The organism is Lysobacter sp. cf310 (assembly GCF_900114355.1).
Classification (GTDB): domain Bacteria; phylum Pseudomonadota; class Gammaproteobacteria; order Xanthomonadales; family Xanthomonadaceae; genus Lysobacter.
In genome coordinates this window covers 245,551-268,296 of record NZ_FOSS01000003.1, presented here as the reverse complement: position 1 = coordinate 268,296, position 22,746 = coordinate 245,551, and the positions used below count along the sequence as shown (strand labels likewise).

General features: G+C 69.0%; 24 protein-coding genes. 13 read left to right on the top strand and 11 right to left on the bottom strand.

What is annotated here, in order from left to right; all coding sequences use genetic code 11:
- Positions 1 to 2 precede the first annotated feature (2 nt).
- Positions 3 to 482, bottom strand: a complete 480-nt coding sequence (locus BMZ45_RS12545) for an NUDIX hydrolase (RefSeq protein WP_091636892.1) — start codon at positions 480 to 482, stop codon at positions 3 to 5.
- A complete protein-coding gene (locus BMZ45_RS12540) occupies positions 482 to 1,003 on the bottom strand; it encodes a YbjN domain-containing protein (RefSeq protein WP_091636891.1) in 522 nt (173 codons plus the stop codon). The genes BMZ45_RS12545 and BMZ45_RS12540 overlap by 1 nt, the downstream gene beginning before the upstream one ends.
- A gap of 107 nt (positions 1,004 to 1,110) precedes the next feature.
- Between BMZ45_RS12540 and clpS the strand changes: the two genes are divergently transcribed.
- Both clpS and clpA read left to right on the top strand, forming a co-directional pair.
- A complete protein-coding gene (gene clpS / locus BMZ45_RS12535; protein ID WP_056174837.1) occupies positions 1,111 to 1,431 on the top strand; it encodes an ATP-dependent Clp protease adapter ClpS in 321 nt (106 codons plus the stop codon).
- A gap of 88 nt (positions 1,432 to 1,519) precedes the next feature.
- The gene (gene clpA, locus BMZ45_RS12530) at positions 1,520 to 3,802 is read left to right on the top strand and encodes an ATP-dependent Clp protease ATP-binding subunit ClpA (protein WP_091636890.1); all 2,283 of its coding nucleotides are present in this window, start codon (positions 1,520 to 1,522) and stop codon (positions 3,800 to 3,802) included.
- 584 nt (positions 3,803 to 4,386) lie between these two features.
- Here clpA and BMZ45_RS12525 read toward each other — a convergent pair.
- Positions 4,387 to 4,746 carry a DUF6491 family protein gene (locus BMZ45_RS12525; protein ID WP_091636889.1) on the bottom strand — a complete coding sequence of 120 codons (360 nt, stop codon included), beginning with the start codon at positions 4,744 to 4,746 and terminating at the stop codon, positions 4,387 to 4,389.
- 78 nt (positions 4,747 to 4,824) lie between these two features.
- Here BMZ45_RS12525 and BMZ45_RS21240 point away from each other — a divergent pair, with 78 nt between their 5' ends.
- Positions 4,825 to 5,337 (top strand): hypothetical protein, encoded by a 513-nt coding sequence (locus BMZ45_RS21240; protein WP_139215486.1) that lies wholly within the window; start codon positions 4,825 to 4,827, stop codon positions 5,335 to 5,337.
- Positions 5,338 to 5,564: 227 nt separating this feature from the next.
- Here the strand turns inward: BMZ45_RS21240 and infA are convergent, their stop codons facing one another.
- The 6 genes from infA to trxB all read right to left on the bottom strand — a co-directional run bounded on the left by infA (position 5,565) and on the right by trxB (position 10,067).
- Positions 5,565 to 5,783, bottom strand: a complete 219-nt coding sequence (infA, locus tag BMZ45_RS12520; RefSeq protein WP_031372296.1) for a translation initiation factor IF-1 — start codon at positions 5,781 to 5,783, stop codon at positions 5,565 to 5,567.
- An 87-nt stretch (positions 5,784 to 5,870) separates the two neighbouring features.
- The gene (gene aat / locus BMZ45_RS12515) at positions 5,871 to 6,629 is read right to left on the bottom strand and encodes a leucyl/phenylalanyl-tRNA--protein transferase (protein ID WP_091636888.1); all 759 of its coding nucleotides are present in this window, start codon (positions 6,627 to 6,629) and stop codon (positions 5,871 to 5,873) included.
- 76 nt (positions 6,630 to 6,705) lie between these two features.
- Positions 6,706 to 7,872, bottom strand: a complete 1,167-nt coding sequence (locus BMZ45_RS12510) for a GNAT family N-acetyltransferase (protein ID WP_091636887.1) — start codon at positions 7,870 to 7,872, stop codon at positions 6,706 to 6,708.
- The gene (locus tag BMZ45_RS12505) at positions 7,850 to 8,305 is read right to left on the bottom strand and encodes a GNAT family N-acetyltransferase (RefSeq protein WP_217643210.1); all 456 of its coding nucleotides are present in this window, start codon (positions 8,303 to 8,305) and stop codon (positions 7,850 to 7,852) included. The genes BMZ45_RS12510 and BMZ45_RS12505 overlap by 23 nt, the downstream gene beginning before the upstream one ends.
- The gene (locus BMZ45_RS12500) at positions 8,302 to 9,111 is read right to left on the bottom strand and encodes a hypothetical protein (RefSeq protein WP_139215485.1); all 810 of its coding nucleotides are present in this window, start codon (positions 9,109 to 9,111) and stop codon (positions 8,302 to 8,304) included. The genes BMZ45_RS12505 and BMZ45_RS12500 overlap by 4 nt, the downstream gene beginning before the upstream one ends.
- Before the next feature lie 2 nt (positions 9,112 to 9,113).
- Positions 9,114 to 10,067 (bottom strand): thioredoxin-disulfide reductase, encoded by a 954-nt coding sequence (gene trxB, locus BMZ45_RS12495; RefSeq protein ID WP_056174823.1) that lies wholly within the window; start codon positions 10,065 to 10,067, stop codon positions 9,114 to 9,116.
- 602 nt (positions 10,068 to 10,669) lie between these two features.
- On the opposite strand from trxB, the gene BMZ45_RS12490 reads away from it, so the two are divergent.
- From BMZ45_RS12490 to lolA, 3 genes are all read left to right on the top strand, one after another.
- Positions 10,670 to 13,027: a DNA translocase FtsK gene (locus BMZ45_RS12490; RefSeq protein WP_175489052.1), complete on the top strand. Its 2,358-nt coding sequence runs from the start codon at positions 10,670 to 10,672 to the stop codon at positions 13,025 to 13,027.
- 126 nt (positions 13,028 to 13,153) lie between these two features.
- Entirely contained in the window at positions 13,154 to 14,011 is an 858-nt protein-coding gene (locus BMZ45_RS12485) for a hypothetical protein (protein WP_139215484.1), read from the top strand.
- Positions 14,012 to 14,164: 153 nt separating this feature from the next.
- Positions 14,165 to 14,812 (top strand): outer membrane lipoprotein chaperone LolA, encoded by a 648-nt coding sequence (gene lolA / locus BMZ45_RS12480; protein WP_091636883.1) that lies wholly within the window; start codon positions 14,165 to 14,167, stop codon positions 14,810 to 14,812.
- 55 nt (positions 14,813 to 14,867) lie between these two features.
- On the opposite strand, the gene BMZ45_RS12475 is transcribed toward lolA, so the two are convergent.
- Together BMZ45_RS12475 and BMZ45_RS12470 are read right to left on the bottom strand one after the other, a co-directional pair.
- On the bottom strand, positions 14,868 to 15,350 hold the full coding sequence (locus BMZ45_RS12475; protein ID WP_091636882.1) for a GNAT family N-acetyltransferase: 483 nt from the start codon (positions 15,348 to 15,350) through the stop codon (positions 14,868 to 14,870).
- A gap of 113 nt (positions 15,351 to 15,463) precedes the next feature.
- Entirely contained in the window at positions 15,464 to 15,991 is a 528-nt protein-coding gene (locus tag BMZ45_RS12470) for a glycoside hydrolase family 108 protein (protein WP_091636881.1), read from the bottom strand.
- Between the two features lie 204 nt (positions 15,992 to 16,195).
- Here BMZ45_RS12470 and BMZ45_RS12465 point away from each other — a divergent pair, with 204 nt between their 5' ends.
- From BMZ45_RS12465 to BMZ45_RS12435, 7 genes are all read left to right on the top strand, one after another.
- Positions 16,196 to 17,554, top strand: coding sequence for a replication-associated recombination protein A (locus BMZ45_RS12465; RefSeq protein WP_091636880.1), 1,359 nt, complete (start codon positions 16,196 to 16,198; stop codon positions 17,552 to 17,554).
- A gap of 26 nt (positions 17,555 to 17,580) precedes the next feature.
- Positions 17,581 to 17,967: a fluoride efflux transporter CrcB gene (gene crcB / locus BMZ45_RS12460; protein ID WP_091636879.1), complete on the top strand. Its 387-nt coding sequence runs from the start codon at positions 17,581 to 17,583 to the stop codon at positions 17,965 to 17,967.
- A 424-nt stretch (positions 17,968 to 18,391) separates the two neighbouring features.
- The gene (locus BMZ45_RS12455; RefSeq protein ID WP_217643200.1) at positions 18,392 to 19,354 is read left to right on the top strand and encodes a hypothetical protein; all 963 of its coding nucleotides are present in this window, start codon (positions 18,392 to 18,394) and stop codon (positions 19,352 to 19,354) included.
- 144 nt (positions 19,355 to 19,498) lie between these two features.
- On the top strand, positions 19,499 to 19,948 hold the full coding sequence (locus BMZ45_RS22005) for a hypothetical protein (RefSeq protein WP_139215483.1): 450 nt from the start codon (positions 19,499 to 19,501) through the stop codon (positions 19,946 to 19,948).
- Positions 19,949 to 19,958: 10 nt separating this feature from the next.
- Entirely contained in the window at positions 19,959 to 20,669 is a 711-nt protein-coding gene (locus BMZ45_RS12445; RefSeq protein WP_091636877.1) for a C39 family peptidase, read from the top strand.
- A gap of 2 nt (positions 20,670 to 20,671) precedes the next feature.
- The gene (locus BMZ45_RS12440; RefSeq protein ID WP_091636876.1) at positions 20,672 to 21,214 is read left to right on the top strand and encodes a hypothetical protein; all 543 of its coding nucleotides are present in this window, start codon (positions 20,672 to 20,674) and stop codon (positions 21,212 to 21,214) included.
- A gap of 25 nt (positions 21,215 to 21,239) precedes the next feature.
- Positions 21,240 to 22,640, top strand: coding sequence for an acetate kinase (locus tag BMZ45_RS12435; RefSeq protein WP_254776630.1), 1,401 nt, complete (start codon positions 21,240 to 21,242; stop codon positions 22,638 to 22,640).
- Positions 22,641 to 22,746 lie beyond the last annotated feature (106 nt).

The window sequence follows — 22,746 nt, the reverse complement described above, 5'->3', positions numbered from 1 at the left end:
GTTCAATCCAGGTGCTGCATCAGGTCCAGCGGGTGGCGGCGCCCGGCCAGGAAGTCGCTGGCGGTGCGCCAGACCAGCGGGCTGCGGTGGCGCGCGGACTCGGCCTGCAGCTCGTCCGGGGTCAGCCAGACGGCGCGCACGATGCCTTCGTCCAGGCGCCGGTTCGGGTCGTGCACCACCGGTACCGCGGCGAAGGCGAAGCGCAGGTAATGGCGGCCGCCGCTGCCATCGGGCTGCAACGGTGCTTTCCACTGGTAGGCACCGACGAAGCCGGTCAGGCGCACGTCCCAGCCGGTTTCCTCGCGGGTCTCGCGCAGGGCGGCGTCGACCAGGCTCTCGTCGGGCTCGAGATGGCCGGCGGGCTGGTTGATCACCAGGCGCCCGCCGACCGTCTCCTCGACCACGAGCAGCCGCCCGCCGTCGACCACCACCGTGGCCACGGTGACGTCCGGCTGCCAGAAGCGGCCCTCGCGGTAGCTCATCAGAACTCGTCCTTGCCCGGGGTCAGCTCGGATTCCATCAGGTCGGCCGCGCGCAGGGCGTAGTCGAGGGCGTCGTCGAGCTCCTCGGCCGGCGCATCGGCGCGCAGCTTGACCACGAACACGGCCATGTTGCCCTGCTTGACCCAGCCGCCCATCTTGCTGGACTGGCTGTCCTCGAGCAGCTTGTTGGCCAGCTCGGCCGGGAAGGCGTCGCCCTCGGAGCGGTAGGCCGGGGCCCAGACTTCGCGGACCTTGTGCTTGCCGTAGCTCTCGGTGCGCGAGATCACGAAGCCCAGCTGGCTGCGGTCGTCGTCCATCTCGAAGGTCAACTTGTAGTCGCCATCCTCGTCCACTTCGTACTTGTACCCCAAGCCGTCCAGCTGCTTGGCGATGCGCGGGTCGGCGGCGGTCGAGTGCTTGGCCTCGTCGGCCTGGGCCTTGTTGCTGGCGGCCTGGGCGGCGGCGGGCAGCAGCAGGGCGGCGGCCAGCGCGGCGGGGAGGGCCAGGGCGGTGAGGCGCATCGGGATTCCTTTCACTTGGAGGTTGGGATTGGGTAAGACGCCGCCATTTTGCTTGCCACGCACGCGGGCGTCCACGGCTCGCGGCCTGCCGGCCGTATAATTTCCGTATGCCCAAACAAACCGATCACGAACACAGCCACGGCGTCATGGTGGAGACGGGGAAGCCGGAAGTCGCCCGGCCGCCGCTGTATTCCGTGCTGTTGCTGAACGACGACTACACACCGATGGACTTCGTGGTGGAGGTGCTGATGCGCTTTTTCCCGATGAACGCCGAGAAAGCGACCCAGATCATGCTCCACGTGCACACCCGCGGACGCGGCGTCTGCGGCGTTTTCACGCGCGAAGTCGCCGAATCCAAGGTGGCGCAAGTGAACGAATTTTCAAGGCTGCACCAGCACCCCTTGCTGTGCACGATGGAAAAGGCTTAGAACTCTGCTGTAGCTCCGCGACGACGGGGATGGAAAAACCGCCGGCCGGCCCCAATCAAGGGTGCATACGTACTGGAGGCCCCCTCCCATGTTCAGCAAGGATCTCGAATACAGCATCGGCCAGTGCTATAAGCGCGCCCGCGAGGCGCGCCACGAGTACATGACGGTCGAACACCTGCTGCTGGCGCTATTGGACAACCCCTCCGCCGAGGGCGTGCTCAAGGCCTGCGGCGCCGACTTCGCGCGACTGCGCAGCGACCTCGAACAGGCCATCGCGACCTCGGTCTCGGTGCTGCCCGAGGACGTCGATCGCGACACCCAGCCCACCCTGGGCTTCCAGCGCGTGCTGCAACGCGCGGTCTACCACGTCCAGTCCTCGGGCAAGAAGGAGGTCACCGGCGCCAACGTGCTGGTGGCGATCTTCGGCGAGAAGGACTCGCACGCGGTCTACTTCCTCAACCAGCAGGACGTGGCCCGCCTGGACGTGGTCAATTACCTGTCGCACGGCATCGCCAAGCACGGCGCCGAGGACGCGGGCGGCCAGCACGAGGACGGCGAAGCCAAGCCGGCCGAGGGCGGCGAGGGCGAGGGCAAGTCCGACGCTCTGGCCGAGTTTGCGGTCAACCTCAACCAGCTCGCCCGCGACGGCCGCATCGACCCCCTGGTCGGGCGCGCCGACGAGGTCGAGCGCACCATCCAGGTGCTGTGCCGCCGGCGCAAGAACAACCCGCTCTACGTCGGCGAGGCCGGCGTGGGCAAGACCGCGATCGCCGAAGGCCTGGCCAAGCGCATCGTCGACGGCGACGTGCCGATGGTGCTGGAGAACGCGACCATCTACGCCCTGGACCTGGGCGCGCTGGTGGCCGGCACCAAGTACCGCGGCGACTTCGAGAAGCGCCTCAAGGCGGTGCTGGCGCAGCTCAAGAAGCTGCCCGACGCGGTGCTGTTCATCGACGAGATCCACACCATCATCGGCGCCGGGTCCGCCAGCGGCGGCACCATGGACGCCAGCAACCTGATCAAGCCGGCGCTGTCCTCGGGCGAGCTGCGCTGCATCGGCTCGACCACGTTCCAGGAATACCGCGGCATCTTCGAGAAGGACCGCGCGCTGGCGCGGCGCTTCCAGAAGATCGACATCGTCGAGCCGACCGTGGGCGAGACCTTCGAGATCCTGCAGGGCCTCAAGCCCAAGTACGAGGCGCATCACGGCGTGACCTACGCCGATGAGGCGCTGCAGGCGGCGGTGGATCTGTCGGTCAAGCACATCGGCGACCGCCTGCTGCCGGACAAAGCCATCGACGTGATCGACGAGGCCGGTGCGCGTCAGCGCCTGCTGCCCGAGAACGTGCGCAAGAGCCTGATCGACATCGAAGAGATCGAGACCATCGTGGCCAAGATGGCGCGGATCCCGACCAAGCAGGTTTCGGCCAGCGACAAGGACGTGCTGCGCAACCTCGAGCGCAACCTCAAGATGGTGATTTTCGGCCAGGATCCGGCCATCGACACCCTGACCGCGGCGATCAAGCTCGCGCGTTCGGGGCTGGGCAATCCGGACAAGCCGATCGGCAACTTCCTGTTCGCCGGCCCGACCGGCGTGGGCAAGACCGAGGTCACCAAGCAGCTCGCGCTGCAGTTGGGCATCGAGCTGGTGCGCTTCGACATGTCCGAGTACATGGAACCGCATTCGGTCAGCCGCCTGATCGGTGCGCCTCCGGGCTACGTCGGCTTCGACCAGGGCGGCCTGCTGACCGAGAAGATCGTCAAGACCCCGCACTGCGTGCTGCTGCTGGACGAGGTCGAGAAGGCGCATCCGGACATCTTCAACATCCTGTTGCAAGTCATGGACCGCGGCACCCTGACCGACACCAACGGTCGCGAGGCCAATTTCAAGAACGTGATCCTGGTGATGACCACCAACGCCGGCGCGGCGCAGGCGGCGCGGCGCACGATCGGTTTCACCCAGCAGGACCACTCGACCGACGCCATGGAGGTGATCCGTCGCAGCTTCACCCCGGAATTCCGCAACCGCCTCGACGCGGTGGTGCAGTTCCAGGCACTGGGCTTCGACCACATCCTGCGCGTGGTCGACAAGTTCCTGATCGAGCTGGAGGCGCAGCTGCACGAGAAGAACGTCACCCTCAGCGCGACCCCGACCGCGCGCGACTGGCTGGCCCAGCACGGCTTCGATCCGCTGATGGGCGCTCGCCCGATGGCGCGCGTGATCCAGGACAAGATCAAGCGCCCGCTCGCGGACGAGCTGCTGTTCGGCAAGTTGGTCGGCGGCGGCCGCGTCAGCATCGACGTCAAGGACGACGAACTGGTGGTCGAGGCCCAGGCCGAGCCGGAGAAGCTGTTGCCGGTTACGGTGTGATGCGAGGGCGCCGCGCTGTTCGTGCGGCGTCAGTCGATACGAAACAGGCGGCCAATGGGCCGCCTGTTTTCGTTCTGGTCTTTCATTGCGTTATGGCGGCGGATCGCGGCGCTACTCCAGCCTCCTGCGCCGCGAGCCGGTCGTCCCGCGGGCGGATTGTCGCGTAGCGAGGAGGAGCGAATCCTCCCCAACCCTCCTTTTTCGAAGGAGGGGCAAAGACGGATGCCCGCCGACGTGTGTGAGGGGCTCGTAGGGTGCGGTGGTAACCGCACCGTCGCGGGGGATAGGCTTGGCGCGATGGTGCGGTTCGCGTTCGCTCACCACACCCTACGGCGTCGCGCATTACCCAAGCCCCGCGGGCTCGTAGGGTGCGGTGGTAACCGCACCGTCGCGAGGGATAGGCTTGGCGCGATGGTGCGGTTCGCGTTCGCTCACCACACCCTACGGCGTTGCGCATTGCCCAGGCCCCGCGGCTCGTAGGGTGAGATGACAACCGCGCCGTCGCCGGGGATCGGTCTGGCGCGATTCGCGTTCGCTCACCGCGCCCTACGGCGCAACACGACTCGCGCTTCGTTCCGCGGCGCTCAGCGGCGCTTGTTGTAGCGTGCGTACGCGGTTTCGTCGATGCGTTCGACCGAGCTGACCTTGCAGTCGTCCTTGTTGAGCTTGACGCGGGTGCCGCTGGGGCAGATGCGGCCGGCTTGGCCGTCGGCGGAGATGTCGAAGCGGGTCGCCATCTGCAAGCCGTCGCAGGAACTGGAGACGCTGAGGCGGTAATGGGCGTCGCCGTCGGCGACCAGCACGTACTGGGTGCCGAAGCGCGACACCTGCTGCGAGCCGCTGAGCTCCACGCATTCCTGAAGGGCTTCGCCGGCGAAGGCTTGCGCGCTGGCGGCGCACAGGCCGAGCGCGAGCAACAGGGTGATTCGGTGGGTGTGGCGCATGGCATCTCTCCTGGTTTGGGAACGGGGCGTGACTAAAGTAGTGAGGTGCGGTTCGTGCCGAATCTGGAGGAAGTCGCCGTGACCTCCGGCACCGTGAACATCGGCCTATGTCCGACTCCTGACGAAACGCGTATGACGGTGCCTATGCTGCGTGCCGTCCTTTGCGGCGCAAGGCGTTTACGACGATTCGGGCCGCGGCTGGTGCGAATCGCCGCGGGCGGCGACGAACCATCCGGCCCGCGGCGTATCGCCGCGCTGGATGCGCAGGGCGCAAGCGACCGCGACGATCGTCCTGAGGGACGATCGCTACTCGCCGCGTATCGCTCGAATGCGGCATGCGGCATGCGGGTATGGATGCACGGACGCGCGATTGGGTTGCAGCCGATGCATGACGGCGCTCGGCTCAAGCGCGCATCGAGACGGGGCGTCGCGTTGGCAGCGGCGCGTCGTGCGCATTGCATCGGAAACGCCGCGCACGTGGCCGTGCCGTTCGCGCCGTTTCGGCGCGTGCCCGGGTTCGTCGCGAGCTTGGCGGCGAGTACGACGGGCCTGTTGGCCCGCGGCTGGCAGGCGGGGCGCTCGACGCGATGACGCCCCTGTGGCCGCTGGTCCCGGCCTGTCGGTGGAGTCCTGGCCCTGGGCATCGCCGCCTGGCTGGCAGGCGCCGGCTCAGGATTCGAGTCCGGAGGTGTTCCCCTGGGGCGAGGGCGGCGCGGTCGGGCCACATCGCGAGGCGGGCCGGCGGCGATCCGCCGCCTGGGGGCGGGGCAGAACGAAAAAAGCGGCCATCGGCCGCTTTTTTCAATCGGTTACCGCAATTACTTCATGCGGTAGGTGATGCGTCCCTTGGTCAGGTCATAGGGCGTCATTTCGACCTTGACCTTGTCGCCGGTAAGGATGCGGATGTAGTTCTTGCGCATCCGACCCGAAATGTGGGCGATGATCTCGTGCCCGTTTTCGAGGCGCACGCGGAACATGGTGTTCGGAAGGGTTTCCGCCACCGTGCCCTCGAATTCGATCACGTCGTCTTTTGCCATGTGTTTCCTGGATGAGGAAGAACGGGCGTTTCGCGCCCGCGAAGCCCGGCATTGTGCCATGCCGGGCGCATCGACGCAAAAATACCGTTAATCGGCGTCCGGCTGCCCGGCCGCGTCGGCCAGCTCGCGGGCCGGGCGATCGCCGAAGGCCGCGGTCCAGGGGCCTGGCGTCGCGTCGGCGGCGCTGAGTTCGGCGACCGCCGCCAGGAAACGCGCGCGCGGCCAGAGTTCGGCACCCAGGCTCAGCAAGTGCTCGTTCTCGACCTGGGCGTCCAGCAGCGGCCAGCCCCAAGCGTGCAGGCGCCGGGCCAGCCCCGCCAGGGCCACCTTGGAGCCGCCCGACTGCAGCGAGACCATGGATTCGCCGTAGAACATGCGCCCGATCGCGACGCCGTAGATACCGCCGGCCAGGCGCTCACCATCGTAGACCTCGACCGAATGCGCGTGGCCCAGCCGGTGCAGTTGCAGATAGGCCGCGCGCATCTCGTCGGTGATCCAGGTACCGTCCTGGCCCGGCCGCGGTATGCGCGCGCAGGCGTCGACGACCTCGGCGAAGGCGGTGTCCGCGCGCAGGCGCCAGGCGCTGCGGCGCAGTTGGCGGCGGAACTTGGAGGACAGGCGTACGCCGTCGCTGCGGAACACCGTGCGCGGGTCTGGGCACCACCACAGCAGCGGTTGGCCTTCGGAGTACCAGGGGAAGATGCCGTGCCGATAGGCGTTGAGCAGCCGCGTCGGCGACAGATCGCCGCCCACCGCGAGCAGGCCGTCCGGTCGGCGCAGTGCGCGCTCGGCGGGCGGGAACGGCGACTCGGGATCGGCGGACAGCAGCGTGGGGCGGGGACTCATCGCCACGATGATCGCCGAGTTCGCGCCCGCGCGCAGCCACGCCCGCGTACGCGCCGGTACGAACCGACGAGGCCGATCAATCCGTTGGCTTGAACGGGCTGTGCGCGGCCAGGGTGCGCGCGTAGTCGCGGATCGATGCGCGCTCGTCGCGGCACCAGGGCGCCAGCGCGGCGCGAAAGCCCTCGTGGGCGATCCAGTGGCGGCTGCGCACGAAGGTGGGCAGGAAGCCGCGCGCGAGTTTGTGCTCGCCCTGGGCGCCGGGTTCGAAGCGGCTCAGGCCTTCGCGCAGGCAGTAGTCGATGCCCTGGTAGTAGCAGGTTTCGAAATGCAGGCCGGGCAGGGCGGTCTCGGCGCCCCAATAACGCCCGTACAAGGTGTCGCCGCCGCGCAGGCACAGCGCGCCGGCGATCGCGCGGCCGTCCAGTTCGGCCAGGAAGATCACCAGCGCGCGTGGCAGCTCGCGTGCGAGATGGCGCAGGAAGTCCAGGGTCAGGGCCGGATGATTGCCGTAGTCGGCGAAGGTGCGCAGATAGAAGCCGTGCATCAGCGCCAGGTCGGCGTCGCTGGCGTCGGCGCCTGCGACGGTGCGGAAGCTCACCCCGGCGCGCGCGACCTTGGCGCGTTCCTGGCGGATGTTCTTGCGATGCTTGTGGTCGAACGCGGCGAGGAAGCCGTCGAAATCGCGCCAGGCCGGGCCGTCGGCGCCGGCGGGATTGCGCCAGTGGTACTGGACGTCGCTGCGCGCGAGCCAGTCCGGGTCGAAGCACGCGTCCTCGTCCTCGCCGTGGAAATTCACATGCGCCGAAGACAGCCCCAGACGTTCGGCCAGCGCGCTCATGGCCTCGACCAGCAGGCGACGATCAGCAGGGTCGTGCGCGAGCAGGCGCGGGCCGGTCACCGGCGAGTAGGGCACCGCGCACAGCCACTTCGGGTAGTAGTCCAGCCCGTGTTGCGCGTAGGCGTGGGCCCAGGCGTGGTCGAACACGAACTCGCCGTGCGAGTTTTCCTTGAGATAGGCGGGCGCCGCCGCGATCAGTTGCTCGCCGCGCCACAGCGTGAGGTGCTGGGGCCGCCAGCCCCATTCTTCGCGCAAGCAGCCGTGCCGCTCCAGACCGGACAGGAAGGCATGCGCGACAAAGGGATTGCGGCCGTCGTGGAGTGCGTCCCACTGCGCGGGCGCCAGCTCGGACAGGCCCTCCAGCAGGCGCGCGCGGACCGGCTCAGCCGCCGCGTCGGTAGACATCGGGGTCGTGGCGCTGCATGTGGCGCTCGGGCTGGCTCAGCGCCTCGAAGCCCAGGCCGGCGTACAGGCGCTGCATGTCGCGGGTGACCAGGTGCCAACGGCGCAGGCCCTGCACGCGCGCGTCGTCCATCAGCGCGCCCACCAGCGCGCGGGCGTGGCCGCGACCGCGATGCGCGGGCAGCACGAACACGTCGGCCAGGTAGGCGAAGGTGGCTTGGTCGGTGACCGCGCGCGCGAACGCGACCAGTTCGCCGTCGACATAGCCGCGATAGCACAGCGAATGATCGAGCGCGCGGCGCAGGGTGTCGGCGGGAATGCCGGCGGCCCAGTAGGACTGGCCGATGAACTCGTGGATGCGCGCGAAGTCCTGCTCCGAGCAGGGGCCGTCGCGGTCGTCGCGGATCTGCAGCGGAGAGGCGGGTGCGGTCATCAGCGCTTGATCGTGAACGGAATGGCCATACCGGCGGGCTGGCCGTCGTCGCTCTTGCAGGGCAGGCCGGCCGAGGGCAGGAGCTGCATCAGGGCCTGCAATTGCGCCTGCAAGGCGTCGCGATCGATGCCGTCGCTGGCTTGCTGGATCCGCGCCTGATTGGGACAGGTGGTGACGATGGTGCGCACCGACAGCGGGCGGCCCTTGGCCTCGTCGCGCACGATCTCGTCCGCGATGGAGGGCAGGCGCGCCTGCAGCAAGGAACGCAGCGCTTCGCCGAACACCACGATCGCCTGTTGTTCGGCCGGCGAGGCCTGGGTGAGCTGCAGCTGGGCGGCGGTCTGAGCGACGGCGTCCTGGGGATAACCCGACGCCGCCAGCTGGCGATAGGCCTCGGCGTAGTCGGCCGGCACACCGCTGCCCAGCGCGTAAAACAGCGCCATGTAGCGCATGGCCTGGTTGTCGCCGCGCTTGGCGGCGGCGTCCAGGTAGGCCGCGGCGGTGGTCAGCTTCTGCGCGCCCATGCCGTCGCCGGCGAGCACGCAGGCGGCCCAGAAGCCGCCGATCTTGCGCTGCGCGTCCTTGTCGCCGCGCTCGGCGGCCGCGAGCGTGCGCTCGTAGCCGGCGATCATCGAGCCCATGCTGCCGGTCTCGCTGAAGAGGTATTTCTGCGCCGGGCCGCTGGCGTTCTTGCGTTCGGCGGCCAGCTCGGTTCGGTCCAGGCAGAACATGCCCGGCTCGCGCGCGGCCGCCGCGGGCGCGATCGCCAGCGCCCACATCAGCGATGCCGCCGCAAGCGCGCCGCGCACCCTCAAGCGTCCTTGTCGAGGAACTTCTCGGCGTCCAGGGCGGCCATGCAGCCGAAGCCGGCGGAGGTGATGGCCTGGCGGTAGACCTGATCGGCGACGTCGCCGGCGGCGAACACGCCCTCGACCGAGGTCTGGGTGGCGTTGCCGTCCAGGCCGGTCTTGATGGTCAGGTAGCCGTTCTTCATGTCCAGCTGGCCTTCGAACAGGGTGGTGTTCGGGGTGTGGCCGATGGCGACGAAGAAGCCGTGGATGGCCAGCTCGCGCACCGAGTCGTCCTGCACCGACTTCACCCGCAGGCCGGTCACGCCGGCGTCGTTGCCCAGCACTTCCTCGACCACGTGGTGCCACACCGGCTCGATCTTGCCGGCCTGGATCTTGGCGTGCAGCTTGTCCTGCATGATCTTCTCGGCGCGCAGGGTGTCGCGGCGGTGGACCAGGTAGACCTTGCGCGCGATGTTGGACAGGTACAGCGCTTCCTCGACCGCGGTGTTGCCGCCGCCGATCACCGCCACGTCCTGGTCCTTGTAGAAGAAGCCGTCGCAGGTGGCGCAGGCGGACACGCCGCGGCCCTTGTATTCCTCTTCCGAGGGCAGGCCCAGGTACTTGGCGGTGGCGCCGGTGGCGATGATCAGGGCATCGGCGGTGTACTCGCCGCTGTCGCCGGTGAGGCGGAACGGGCGCTTGGACAGGTCGGCGCTGTGGATATGGTCGAACACCACCTCGGTATCGAAGCGTTCGGCATGCGCCTGCATGCGCGTCATCAGGTCCGGTCCCATCAGGCCGTGGGCGTCGCCCGGCCAGTTGTCGACCTCGGTCGTGGTCATCAGCTGACCGCCCTGCTGCAGGCCGGTGATGACCAGCGGCTTGAGGTTGGCGCGGGCGGCGTAGACGGCGGCGGTCCAGCCGGCGGGGCCGGAACCGAGGATGACGACGCGGGAGTGCTTCGAAGGGGTCATTTAGGGATCGCGGGCTGTGAGGACGCGCATGGGCGCGATGTGTCTCCGTCACGCGAGCCGATGCCGACGTGCCGAAGATGCGGTGGCCACATAGCTTGGCGGCGGCGTCCCGGCAACACAAGGCGCGCGCCGCGGACGCAATGTTGCATGGCCCGCGACGCGCTCCGGTTCGCCGCGGATCGTCGGTGGTGCGCGCGGTCGCCACGGTGGTGGCCGGCCCGTCGCTGAACCAGGGGGCGCTTCGGTCTTCGCCGGTGCGCGCGGCGGCGGCATCGATCCAGCGCAGGAGGGCATGCCCTAAGCTTGCGCGACCGATGCCCCGGCGGAATCCGCGCGGCGATCTGCTCCAGTCCGTACGCCAGGCCGGCGGCAGGCCGGGGCGAGCATCCTGCGCGACGGGGCCTGAAGCTGTAACGTGGCATCCGGGCCCGCGGCGACGCGGACCCCTCCGGTCGCCGGCCTGCCGGGACCGCGGCGAGGCGCCCCGGGGCGCCCGCGGATCCCCGCCACGGCGGGGATTTTGCTGTGAATTGGCTGTTAATTCAGTTTGTTCCGCCGTATATTCAATAACTAACGGAATCTAGCTCAGGCAGAACATCACGGTGGCGCAAGCTCCCTCCGCAAGCCGCAAGAAGGCCGCTCCGGCCAAGGAAAAAGCGCCGCCTTCGCCGCGCCGGCAGCGGCTGGTGCGCGATATCGCGCTGATCCTGATCGCGCCGCTGCTGCTGTATCTGCTGGCCAGTCTGCTGTCGTTTTCGCCGCAGGACCCGGGCTGGTCGCATTCGGGCTCGATCACCGCGCCGCTGCACAACCTGGGCGGCCGCGTCGGCGCCTGGACCGCCGACGTGCTGTTGTACCTGTGCGGCTACGTCGCCTTCCTGCTGCCGTTGATGCTGGGCGCGATCGCCTGGATCGCCCTGTTCGGCATGGACAGCGATGGCGATGGCGACGCCGACCTCGGTCCGGCGCTGCGCCTGGTCGGCATCGTCGGCTTCCTGGTCTCGGCCACCGGCCTGCTGCAGTTGCGCTTCGGCCCGGCCGCCGATTTCTCGGCCGGCAGCGGCGGCATCCTCGGCCAGTTGGTCGGGCGCTCGCTGTACTCCGGCTTCGGCCCGGTCGGCGGCAACCTATTCCTGCTCGCATTGCTGCTGGTCTCGCTGACCCTGGCCACCGGGATTTCCTGGCTGGCGGTGATGGACAGGATCGGCGGCTGGGCGATGGCGCTGGGGCCGGTGCTGAGCAAGCTGTTCCGGCGCGGCAGCCAGCAGGCCACCGAATGGCAGCAGACCCGCGCCTTCCGCGAAGAGCGCGAGGAAGCGCGCAAGGTCGACACCGAACTGCGCGCCAAGCGCGAGAAGGTCCGCATCGAGCCGCCGCCGGCGCCGGTGGTGGAGAAGAGCGAGCGCGCCAAACGCGAGCAGCAGATTCCGCTGTTCCACGTCGGCGACGGCACCGGCATTCCGCCGCTGGCCTTGCTCGACGATCCCAAGCCGCAGCCCAAGGGCTACAGCGAAGAGACCCTGGAAACCCTGTCGCGGCAGATCGAGTTCAAGCTCAAGGACTTCCGCATCGACGCCCAGGTGGTCGGCGCCTATCCCGGCCCGGTCATCACCCGTTTCGAAGTGCAGCCCGCGGCCGGCATCAAGGTCAGCCAGATCAGCTCGCTGGACAAGGACATCGCGCGCGGTCTGTCGGTGAAGTCGGTGCGTGTGGTCGACGTGATCCCCGGCAAGTCGGTGATCGGCCTGGAAACGCCGAACACCACCCGCGAGATGATCTTCCTGTCCGAGCTGCTGCGCTCCAAGGAATACGACAAGTCCGGCAGCCCGCTGACCCTGGCGCTGGGCAAGGACATCGCCGGCCGCCCGACCGTGGCCGACCTGGCGCGCATGCCGCATCTGCTGGTCGCCGGCACCACCGGCTCGGGCAAGTCGGTCGCGGTCAACGCGATGGTGCTGAGCCTGTTGTACAAGGCCTCCGCGAAGGAACTGCGGATGCTGATGATCGACCCCAAGATGCTGGAGTTGTCGGTCTACCAGGGCATTCCGCACCTGCTGGCGCCGGTGGTGACCGACATGAAGGAGGCCGCCAACGGCCTGCGCTGGTGCGTGGCCGAGATGGAGCGCCGCTACAAGCTGATGTCGATGGTCGGCGTGCGCAACCTGGCCGGCTTCAACAAGAAGGTCCGCGACGCCGAGGAAGCGGGCCAGCCGATGATGGACCCGCTGTTCAAACCCAATGCCGAGCTCGGCGAGGCGCCGCGTCCCTTGGAGACGCTGCCCTTCATCGTGATCTTCATCGACGAATTCGCCGACATGATGATGATCGTCGGCAAGAAGGTCGAAGAGTTGATCGCGCGTCTGGCGCAGAAGGCGCGCGCGGCCGGCATCCACCTGATCCTGGCCACCCAGCGCCCGTCGGTGGACGTGATCACCGGCCTGATCAAGGCCAATATCCCGACCCGCATCGCCTTTCAGGTGTCCAGCAAGATCGACTCGCGCACCATCCTGGACCAGTCCGGCGCCGAGACCCTGCTGGGCCACGGCGACATGCTCTATCTGCCGCCGGGCACGGCCATGCCCGAGCGCGTGCACGGCGCCTTCGTCTCCGATGAGGAAGTGCACCGCGTGGTCGAGCACCTCAAGCAGGTCGGCGGCGGCCCGGACTACATCGAAGGCGTGCTGGACGAGGTCCAGACCCTGGGCGACGGCATCGTGGTCGGCGCGACCGGCCTGCCGGAGAGCGGTGGCGGCGGCGACGAGTCCGATCCGCTCTACGACGAGGCCGTGCGCATCGTCACCGAAACCCGCCGTGCCTCGATCTCGGGCGTGCAGCGCCGGCTCAAGATCGGCTACAACCGCGCCGCGCGCCTGATCGAGGCGATGGAGGCGGCCGGCATCGTCACCGCCCCCGAGCACAACGGCGACCGCAGCGTGCTGGCGCCGCCGCCACCGAAGTAGGGCGCCGCCGCCGGAACCGGGCGGGGCGCCGACGGGCGGCGGGCGCCGGACTGGCGGCTGTCACAACGACGCCCTAAGCTGGACCGCAGGGGGGGATACGCGGTTCGGACTCGGGGGATGGCCGCCATGGCCTGGAATTCGAGCAGGACGGGCGTCGCGATCGCGGCGTTCTGGGTGATCGTCTGCGTTTCGCCATCGGCGCCGGCCCAGGAATGGGTGCGTTGGCGCGGGACGCCTTCGTTGTTGGATCAGGATCCGGCCAAGCGCCTGCCGCCGGCGCCGCAAGCGCAGGCCCCACAGGCGCGCGTAGCTGCGCGCGGCGTGGTTCCCAGCGCCGAAACCAGCGCGGCCGCCAAGCCCGTGCCGCGCGTCGAAGCGGTGGCGGTGGTCGCGCCGGCGCCGATACCGCCGCCTGCCTTGGCGGCCCAGCCTCCGATGCCGGCCGCCCCGCAAACCGCCGCCGCCGGCGCGGTTGCCGCCCCGACCGCGCGGGCTACCGCCGAGCTCGCCCCGACCGCGCGAGCGCCCGTCATGGCGGCCGCGAGCGCTGCCTCGCCCGCGGCCACGATGGCGACCGCCGCGGCACCAACGCGCGGCGCACCCGCGATCACCTGGCCGGCCGCCGCCGATAGCGCCGAACTCGAGATCGCGCCCTTGGGCGCGGACGGGTCGGTCGATGCCGCGACCGTCGCCGGTCAAGCACCTTCGCGGAACGCGGCTCCGAACGCAGCGCCAGCGTTAGCGGTAGCCGCCGTGGCGCGTGCGCCGCGCGCCAGCGGCGCCTACGTGACCGTCGGCAGCGACAGCGACGCCAGCGTGGTCGCGGCGGCGCCGCAGGTCTATTCCTGCGACGAATCCGGACGCTGCGAACACCTGGAGAACGAACTCCCCAGCGTCGGCCTGCAAGCCGCGCCCGGCGTCGAGCGGGCGCCCAATCGCCAGATCGAATCGGAGATCAAGCGCAGCGCGCTGCGCGGCTTCTGATCGGCCGCCGCCCGCGCCACGGCGCTCACGCCGCCGTCGCGCGCCTGAACGTCGCCTGCGCTTTCGCGCGATACTGGCGCATTGCGCAGCACCTATTCAGTTTGCTCGCGGCAGACTCGCCGCAGCACGTCCTTTACCGGAGCGATCGATCGCATGAGCCTGTCCGCCCTTCCCACCGCCCGCCATGCCGCGCGCCTGGTTCTGATCGCCGCCGCGCTGTTCGCCGGCAGCGCCGTCGCTGCCGCGCGCGACGATCTCAACAATTTCACCCGCGGTCTCAAGGGCCTGGAAGGGCAGTTCACCCAGCAGGTGTTCGATGCCAACGGCAAGCGCAAGGACGCCTCCAGCGGGAACCTCGCGCTGTCCGCGCCGCGCCTGTTCCGCTGGGAGTACGTCAAGCCGTATCCGCAGCTGATCGTGGCCGACGGCAAGAAGGTCTGGGTGCACGACCCGGATCTGCAGCAGGTCACCGTGCGTCCGCAGGGCGCCGAAGAGCAGAACAGCCCGCTGTCGGCGCTGATCGATCCGGCCAAGCTCGACGCCCAGTTCGTGGTCAAGGATGCCGGCAAGGCCGATGGCTTGAACTGGCTGTCGCTGGCGCCCAAGGGCAACGCCGAGGCCAATTTCCGCACCGCCAAGCTCGGCTTCGACGGCAACGGCCTGGCCCGCATGCAGGTGGTCGACAGCCTGGGCCAGCGCACCGAGGTCGTGTTCAGCGGCTGGAAGCGCAACCCCGGCTTCGCCGCCGGCAAGTTCAAGTTCGTGCCGCCGGCCGGCACCGACGTGATCGGCGAGCGCTGAGCCCGGCGAGATTCAGGGTGGCGTTCGCGCCGCCGCAGGCATGCTGGCCGCGTCGTTACGAGGACTGCGCCAGCGCCTTCTCATAGCGAATCGTGGTGAGCCCGCTGTTCCATTCCAGATCGGGATAGCGTGCGACCTCGCGGTAGCCCAGGGCCCGATACAGCGCCTGGCTCTCGGCGTTGAAGGTGTCGGTCTCCAGGCTCGCCAGTGCGAGGCCCTGCGCACGCATCGCGGCTTCGGCGGCGGCCATCAGGCGGCGAGCGATGCCGCGCCGGCGCTGACGTCGCGTCACGTGCAGGGCCTGCACGAATCCCGCCTCGTGATGCACGAAGCCGGCGACGCGGCCCTCGCATTCGGCGATCAGGAAATGCGCGCCTTGCGCATCGACGTAACGTTCGGCGACCCGGTCGCGACGGTAGGCTTCGATCGCGGCCGCATGGAGCTGTGGTTGCCAGGTGTGCTGGAAGGTTTCCTCCAGCAGGGCCAGCACGGCCTCGCGGTCGTCCGGCCGCCAGGCGCGCAGGGTAGCAGTGCTCATCCGATGATCCGTCCGCGATGCCGGGGCCGCGTCGTGCGTATTGTCGCGCGCGGCCGCTTCGGCTGCGCGGCTGCGCGCGAACAGGATCGGTCCGGACCGGCTCACCGCAACGCTCAGGGCGCGTTGACCGGGAACCACTGCGCGCGGCGCAGCCAGCCCGCGAGGAAGCGTGCCAGCACCGGGTGCTGCGTCGCCAGCAGCCGGTAGTAGTCGATGCGGCCCTGGCGGTAGCGCGCGTACAAGCTGCGCTGATCCGCGGCTTGCAGCGCGGCCAGGGTGTCGTGGCCGAACACGCCGTCCACCGCCACCGGCGCGCCGAGCAGGCGCTGGATCAGGAAGATCGCATGCACGCCGGCATTGACGTAGAAGTCGAACAGATCCTCGGCCAGGCACTGCAGCGGAATCTGGTCGCACTGCAACGCGTCCCAGTACAGGGCGCGATAGAGCGTGCCGGCCTGCTGGTCGGTCAGGGCCTGCAGATTCGCCAGGGTAGGGGCGACCTGCAACAGCGGCTGGGCGTGGCTTTGAAAGGTACGCAGGGTGATGCCCTTGTTGGTCGCGCCGCCGGGGTCGTGCGGGTCGTCGACGTAGCCGCCTTCGAAGATCAGCAGTTGCGGGAAGTACAGATCGAAATTGGCCATTGAACGCAGTCCGGTCCGAGTGGGCGCGAGGACGCGCCGGGCGGCGCGGTTGCCGGCCCGGTAATGCCAACGCGCGCAGGCCGCGTCTGTGAGCGATGCCGGTCAAGGCCTTGCGGATCAAGGCCTTGGCGTCGGTCGCGGCGCTGCGTGGGCACGAACTTGCTATCGTGTCGGTCGACACCGCCGTAAGCGACCGACCCCCACGTGGCCCGCCGAACTTCCCGCCGTTCCGAGGACGAACCCGACCTGCTCAGCGTCGACCGCGAGGGCCTGCGCCCGCTGGCCGAACGCATGCGCCCGCGCAGCCTGGACGACATGGTCGGCCAGCGCCGACTGGTCGCGCCCGGCACCGCGCTACGGCGCGCGGTCGAATCCGGGCATGTGCACTCGATGATCCTGTGGGGCCCGCCCGGCTGCGGCAAGACCACCCTGGCGCTGCTGCTGGCGCGTTACTCCGACGCCGAATTCCGCGCGATCTCGGCGGTGCTGTCCGGCCTGCCCGAGGTGCGCCAGGTGCTGGCCGAAGCCGCGCACCGTTTCGCCGAGGGGCGGCGCACGGTGCTGTTCGTCGACGAGGTCCACCGCTTCAACAAGGCCCAGCAGGATGCGTTCCTGCCGCATATCGAGCGCGGCACCATCCTGTTCGTCGGCGCGACCACCGAGAATCCTTCGTTCGAACTCAACTCGGCGCTGCTCTCGCGCTGCCGCGTGCATGTGATGGAGGCGGTGTCGGCCGACGACATCGCGCTGGCGCTGCGGCACGCGCTCGCCGACGAGGAACGCGGCCTGGGCGCGCAGGGCATCGAGGTCGACGACGAGTTGCTGCTGCAGATCGCCGGCGCCGCCGACGGCGACGTGCGTCGCGGCCTGACCCTGCTGGAGATCGCCGCCGAGCTGGCGGCCGACGAGGGCGGCCGCATCACCGAGGCCAGCCTGGCTCAGGTGCTGGCCGACCGCACCCGCCGCTTCGACAAGGGCGGCGAGCAGTTCTACGACCAGATCTCGGCGCTGCACAAATCCGTGCGCAGCTCCAACCCCGACGCCGCGCTGTACTGGCTGGCGCGCATGCTAGACGGCGGCTGCGATCCGGCCTACCTGGCGCGCCGCCTGACCCGGATGGCGGTCGAGGATGTCGGCCTGGCCGATCCGCGCGCCCTGCAGATGGCGCTGGAAGCCTGGGACACCTACGACCGCCTCGGCAGCCCCGAGGGCGAACTGGCGTTCGCGCAGCTGGCGATCTATCTGGCCAGCACCGCTAAATCCAATGCGGCTTACGCGGCCTACAACGCGGCCCGCAGCGACGTCGCGCAGTACGGCACCCAGGCCGTGCCCCTGCATCTGCGCAACGCGCCGACCAAGCTGATGAAGCAGCTCGGCTACGCCCAGGGCTATCAGTACGATCACGACGCCGAAGGCGGGATCGCGCTGGATCAGACCGGATTTCCCGACGAGATGGGCGAACGCGTCTATTACCAGCCGGTCGAACGCGGGCTGGAGATCAAGCTCAAGGACAAACTCGACCGCCTGCGCTCGGCGCGCGCCAAGGCGCGCGGCGACGACTGAGCCCGCGCCACACGGAGAGCCACGCGATGCCTTACGCCTTCCTCGCCATCGGTCTGGGCGCCGCGCTCGGCGCCTGGGCGCGCTGGGGTCTGTCGGTCTGGCTCAATCCGCTGTCGGCGAGCCTGCCGCTGGGCACGCTCGCAGCCAATCTGATCGGCGGCTATGGGGTAGGGCTGGCGGTGGCCTGGTTCGACGCGCATGCCTCGATCGCGCCGGAGTGGCGTTTGTTCGCGATCACCGGATTGCTGGGCGGGCTGACCACGTTCTCGACTTTCTCGGCCGAGGTCACCCAGCAGTTGCTGCGCCAGCAATACGGCTGGGCCCTGGCGACGGCCGCGCTGCACCTGTTGGGCTCGCTGGCGATGACGGCGTTGGGGATGGCCAGCGTGCGTGCTTGGGCGGGGACGGCTTAGGCCGTCGCCTGATACGAACGTTACTTTGAAAGTGCTTTATATAATTTCTGTAAATATATGAACAATAACAAATAAATGTCCAGTGTTCAGGTCATGAAATTGCGATGTTTCGATTCTGAAACCTCAAGCTGAATCACCGCGCGCGCCACCAAACCCTTGCCTATCAGACACCTGGGCCGTCTCGGCGGGCCTGAGTGGGGACCGCGGACCTGCGGCGACGTTGCAGTCGCGCAACCTTTCGCGCTCGCCTGCCTGCGCAAGATCGCTGTGCAATTTCCGTGCACGCAATGCGCCTTTCCAAGAGGCCCGCCCAGCGGGCGATCTGGCCGCCTGAATCGATCCTGGCACCGCTGTTGCGTGTAGTGGGATGCGTCGTGAGCCGATGCCTCCCCCTGGCGTCCGTCGGCGTGAAAGGAGAACAACTATGCGCATTCGTAACAGCTTGATGGCAACCGCGGTGCTACTCGGTCTCGGTTTCGCGGGCCAGACCTGGGCCCAGCAGACCAACAACGAAAGCGGCGACGGCGACGACAGCCTGAGCGCGACCGACAACTCCGACAACAGTGCCGGCGACAACCGCGACAACAACGGGCGTGCGCGCGCCAGCGGCTACGGCACCGCTGCGGCCAACAATGGCGGCACCGCCACGGCGACCTTGTCGAACTCGTTCAACACCAACCACGCCATCGCCACGACCACGCTCGATGGCTACGTTACCGATATCCGCGTGCGCGACATCGGCAACGTCGCCCAGAACTGGGGCAACGCCAATGGCGGCGATGGCGGCAGCGCCGGCAGTGCCTCGGGCGCCGACGGATCCGGCGGCGACGCCACCGGCGGCGAAGGCGGCTGGGCCGACGGCAACAACGGCCGTGGTGGCGATGCCGGCAGCGACAGCGGCGCTGCCGGATCGCTGAGTGCATCGGCCGGCGGCGACGGCGGTGGCGACGGCGGCAATGCCAACGCCAACGGCGGCAACGCGCGCGACCGGGGCGAAGGCAGCGCCACCGGCGGTACCGGCGGCACGGCCACCGCGGGCAACGGCGACGGCACCGGCGGCGCCGGCAGTTCGGGTGCGGCGACCTCGACCAGCGGTTCCAGCAGTTCGACCGCGGGCAACGCCGGTTCGATCGCCTCCAACGGTGGCGCCGGCGGCAGCGCCAGCGGTGGCAGCGGCACGGGCGGCTCGGCGACGGGCGGCGCGGGCGGTGCCGGTGCCGCGGGCGGCACGCTCACCAACGACGCCGGCGCGTTCAACATGTCCAACAACATGACCAACGTCGGCCAGTCGGCAGCCGGGATCATGGTGGCGGCCCAGAACAGCGGTTTCGCATCGCTGATTCAGCAAGGCATCACCGTGCAAGCCAACCTCACCGTGGGTCCCTAAGCGCTCCTCCACGATGCGCCGCGGACGTCCACGCACCGTCCTCCCCCCGTAGCCCGGCGCATCACGCGAGTCCGGGTCGTCGCCACTACGACGACGGCGGCCCGGACCCGCACCTGGCGGAACGCATGGCGAAGGAGATTGACCATGCGCCCGTACTGCCCCGCAATGCGCAACACCGCTCTGGCCGCGATGACGTGGCTGGTGCTGACTCCCTTCGCAGCGGCGTCCGATCTGGCGATCGACGTCGATCTGCGACCCGTCACGGCGCGCAGTGCGCCCGTGGAGCTCGTCCACGCCTCCGTCGCCGATCGCGACGCGGTACCGCTCGGCATCGACGGTATCGGCGCGACCGTGGACGTGGACCGGCTGTCCGGCCTGCGCGGCGGCGAGAACATCGTCGACAACCGCATCCTGGTCGACGGCCGCGTCACCGACAACGTCGCCGAGAAGGTCGTCAGCGGCGCCAATGCGGTCGGCGGCGGCGCGTTCGGCAACGCCACCGGCATCAACACGGTGATCCAGAACACCGGCTCCAACGTGCTGATCCAGAACGCGATGATCGTGAACGTGCAGTTCACCGATCCCAGCCCGTGAGGCGAGGGCGATGAGCCCCTCCGCCTCCCGCAACAGTCTGCGCGCGGCGGCGTGCGCGCTGTTGTGCGCGCTGACCGGCGTGCCTGCCGCCATGGCGGCGCAGGTGGAACTGCGTACGCCTTACGGCGGCAGCTACGGGGTCCGCCTGACCAGTCTCAAGGAAGCGCGTTTCCGCACCACCGTGCCGCAGCAGTACGACTTCAGTTGCGGCTCGGCGGCCGCGGCGACCCTGCTGACCTTCCAGTACGGCCATCCGGTCAGCGAGGGCGAAGTCTTCCTGCGCATGTACCAGGACGGCGACCAGGCCAAGATCCGGCGCCAAGGCTTTTCGCTGCTGGATATCCGCCGCTATCTGCAGGGCTTGGGCTATCAGGCCGACGGCTTCGAATTGCCCCTGGACAAACTGTTCGAGGAAGGGCTGCCGGCGATCGTGCTGCTCAACGACCGCGGCTATCGCCACTTCGTGGTGGTCAAGGGGCTGCGCAACGGACGGGTGCTGATCGGCGACCCCGCGCGCGGCACGCGCGCGATGTCGCGCGTCAGCTTCGAAAAGCTCTGGGACAACCGCGTCCTGTTCGTGGTCCACAACCGACGCGAGGTCGCCTTGTTCAACCTGCCTCGCGACTGGCGCACCGCGCCGCCGGCGCCGCTGGAGCTGGGCATATCGCGCGACGGCCTGCAGAACACCGTGATGCCGCGGCGCGGACCGGGAGACATCTAGTCATGAACGCTGCCCCTTCCTTCGATCGCACGATCCCGCATCTGCCCGCACGCGTGCTGTTGGCGGGCGCCTTGCTGGCCTTGCTCGCGCTCGCCTGGCCGGCGCGCGTGCACGGCGGCGAGGCCGCCGATGCGCTGGGATCGGAATGGATCGCCTTGCCGCCGCAGCGTCTGGACGCCATGCGCGGCGGCTACGAGGTGCCGTCGGGCTTGTTGCTGTCGTTCGGGATCGAGCGCGCGGTCTACGTCAACGGCGAACTGGTCGCGACCACGCGCGTGAACATCCCAGATGTCGCGCGCATGAGCGTCGAGCAGGCGCAGGCACTGGGCGCGATCGGCGACGCGATCGTGGTCCAGATCGGCCCCGGCAACCGCTTCGATCCGGCCGGCTTCAACGGCGTGGCGATACAGAACACGCTGGACGGCCAGGACATCCGTTCGCTGACCACGCTCAACGTCGGCGTCAACACCTTGGGGGTGTTCCAGGACCTCAACGGCCAGGCCGCGCTGCACAACGCCCTGATCGGCGCCACCGGCGCGCCGTGACGCCTCAGCAAAAGAAGGATCGGCCATGACCACGCCCAACGCTCACCCCCTCCGTCTCGCGCTGGTGCCGGCCTTGTCGCTGGCGCTGATGGGCGTGGCGCGCGCGCAGAACGGTGCGCCGGCCGACGGCGACGTCACCCTGGAGATGCTGCGGCAACAGGTCGCGGCGCAGAACGATCGCATCGAGGAGATGGACGTCGCGCTGCGCGAGCAGGAGCGCAATATCGCCTTGCTGCGGCAAGTGCTGAACGAGGAGCGCCTGGAGTCCGCGCGTGCGCGCGGCGCGACGCCGCCGGCCAATCTGGCCTTGCCGGCGCTGGCGCAGGGCGCGCAGGTGCCGCTGTCGCAGCCCTTGCCCGCGCAGCCGCCGGACGGGTCGACCGCGCTGTCGCAGCTGGCGATGGCGCAGGCGCCGCTGGCCCAGCCGCCGCTGGAGCAGCCGGTGGGGCAGGCGCCGGCATCGGATTCGCGCCCGCCCGAAGTCGCGCAGATCTTCGACCAGCCCGGCGTGCTCACCCCGCACGGTCAGTTCATCCTCGAACCCTCGCTGCAGTTCGGCTATTCCTCGAACGACCGCGTTGCCCTGGTCGGCTACACCATCATCCCGGCCCTGCTGATCGGCCTGATCGACGTGCGTCAGGTCAAGACCACCACCGCCACCGCGACCCTGACCGGCCGCTACGGCCTGAGCGATCGCTTCGAGCTGGAAGCTAAGCTGCCGTACGTGTACGTCAACGGCGACACCGTCAGCCGCGAGATCTTCACCGGCACCGCGGTCGACAATGTGTTCAATGCGCACGGCAGCGGTTTGGGCGACGTCGAAGTCACCGCGCGCTACCAGCTCAATCGCGGTGGGCCGGATAAGCCTTTCTATATCGGATGGCTGCGCTACAAGAGCCGCACCGGCAAGGACCTGTTCGAAATGGTCACCGATTGCGTGACCAGATGCGTGGCCAATACCACCGGCACCGGCCTGCCGCTGGAATTGCCGACGGGCACCGGCTTCGAAGCGATCCAGCCCGGCATCACCTGGTTGTATCCCTCCGACCCGATCGTGTTCTTCGGCAGCTTCAGCTACCTGCACAATTTCAAGCGCAAGAACGTGTCGCGTACGGTCTTGGGCGGCCAGCGCGAGTCGCTGGGCGCGATCGAGGCCGGCGACATCCTCGGCTTCAACGTCGGCCTGGGCCTGGCCTTGAACGAGAAGGCCGCGATCAGCCTGGGCTACGACCAGAGCATCGTCGACCGTACCCGCCAGAACGGCAAGGACGCGCCCGGCTCGGTGCGGGTGGTGCTGGGCACGCTGCTGCTGGGCGGCTCCTATCGCTTCAACGACAAGGTGTCCTTGAACGTGGCACTGGGCGTCGGCGTGACCCGCGATACCCCCGACGTGAGCCTGACCGCACGCGTGCCGATCTCGTTCTGAACGCATGACCGGCGGCGCGGCCGCCGGCTCTGACGTTGCGCCGCAACACGACGGCGGGGAGTTGTGAGTCGCTGCGACTGAGCGCAAGCTCGCCCTCGCGGGTTCG

Bases quoted from the DNA above. Each gene is read 5' to 3' on its own strand.
- BMZ45_RS12545 (WP_091636892.1), bottom strand. From the start codon at position 482: ATGAGCTACCGCGAGGGCCGCTTCTGGCAGCCGGACGTCACCGTGGCC.
- BMZ45_RS12540 (WP_091636891.1), bottom strand. From the start codon at position 1,003: ATGCGCCTCACCGCCCTGGCCCTCCCCGCCGCGCTGGCCGCCGCCCTG.
- clpS (WP_056174837.1), top strand. From the start codon at position 1,111: ATGCCCAAACAAACCGATCACGAACACAGCCACGGCGTCATGGTGGAG.
- clpA (WP_091636890.1), top strand. From the start codon at position 1,520: ATGTTCAGCAAGGATCTCGAATACAGCATCGGCCAGTGCTATAAGCGC.
- BMZ45_RS12525 (WP_091636889.1), bottom strand. From the start codon at position 4,746: ATGCGCCACACCCACCGAATCACCCTGTTGCTCGCGCTCGGCCTGTGC.
- infA (WP_031372296.1), bottom strand. From the start codon at position 5,783: ATGGCAAAAGACGACGTGATCGAATTCGAGGGCACGGTGGCGGAAACC.
- aat (WP_091636888.1), bottom strand. From the start codon at position 6,629: ATGAGTCCCCGCCCCACGCTGCTGTCCGCCGATCCCGAGTCGCCGTTC.
- BMZ45_RS12510 (WP_091636887.1), bottom strand. From the start codon at position 7,872: ATGTCTACCGACGCGGCGGCTGAGCCGGTCCGCGCGCGCCTGCTGGAG.
- trxB (WP_056174823.1), bottom strand. From the start codon at position 10,067: ATGACCCCTTCGAAGCACTCCCGCGTCGTCATCCTCGGTTCCGGCCCC.
- BMZ45_RS12485 (WP_139215484.1), top strand. From the start codon at position 13,154: ATGGCCTGGAATTCGAGCAGGACGGGCGTCGCGATCGCGGCGTTCTGG.
- lolA (WP_091636883.1), top strand. From the start codon at position 14,165: ATGAGCCTGTCCGCCCTTCCCACCGCCCGCCATGCCGCGCGCCTGGTT.
- BMZ45_RS12475 (WP_091636882.1), bottom strand. From the start codon at position 15,350: ATGAGCACTGCTACCCTGCGCGCCTGGCGGCCGGACGACCGCGAGGCC.
- BMZ45_RS12470 (WP_091636881.1), bottom strand. From the start codon at position 15,991: ATGGCCAATTTCGATCTGTACTTCCCGCAACTGCTGATCTTCGAAGGC.
- crcB (WP_091636879.1), top strand. From the start codon at position 17,581: ATGCCTTACGCCTTCCTCGCCATCGGTCTGGGCGCCGCGCTCGGCGCC.
- BMZ45_RS12455 (WP_217643200.1), top strand. From the start codon at position 18,392: ATGCGCATTCGTAACAGCTTGATGGCAACCGCGGTGCTACTCGGTCTC.
- BMZ45_RS22005 (WP_139215483.1), top strand. From the start codon at position 19,499: ATGCGCCCGTACTGCCCCGCAATGCGCAACACCGCTCTGGCCGCGATG.
- BMZ45_RS12445 (WP_091636877.1), top strand. From the start codon at position 19,959: ATGAGCCCCTCCGCCTCCCGCAACAGTCTGCGCGCGGCGGCGTGCGCG.
- BMZ45_RS12440 (WP_091636876.1), top strand. From the start codon at position 20,672: ATGAACGCTGCCCCTTCCTTCGATCGCACGATCCCGCATCTGCCCGCA.
- BMZ45_RS12435 (WP_254776630.1), top strand. From the start codon at position 21,240: ATGACCACGCCCAACGCTCACCCCCTCCGTCTCGCGCTGGTGCCGGCC.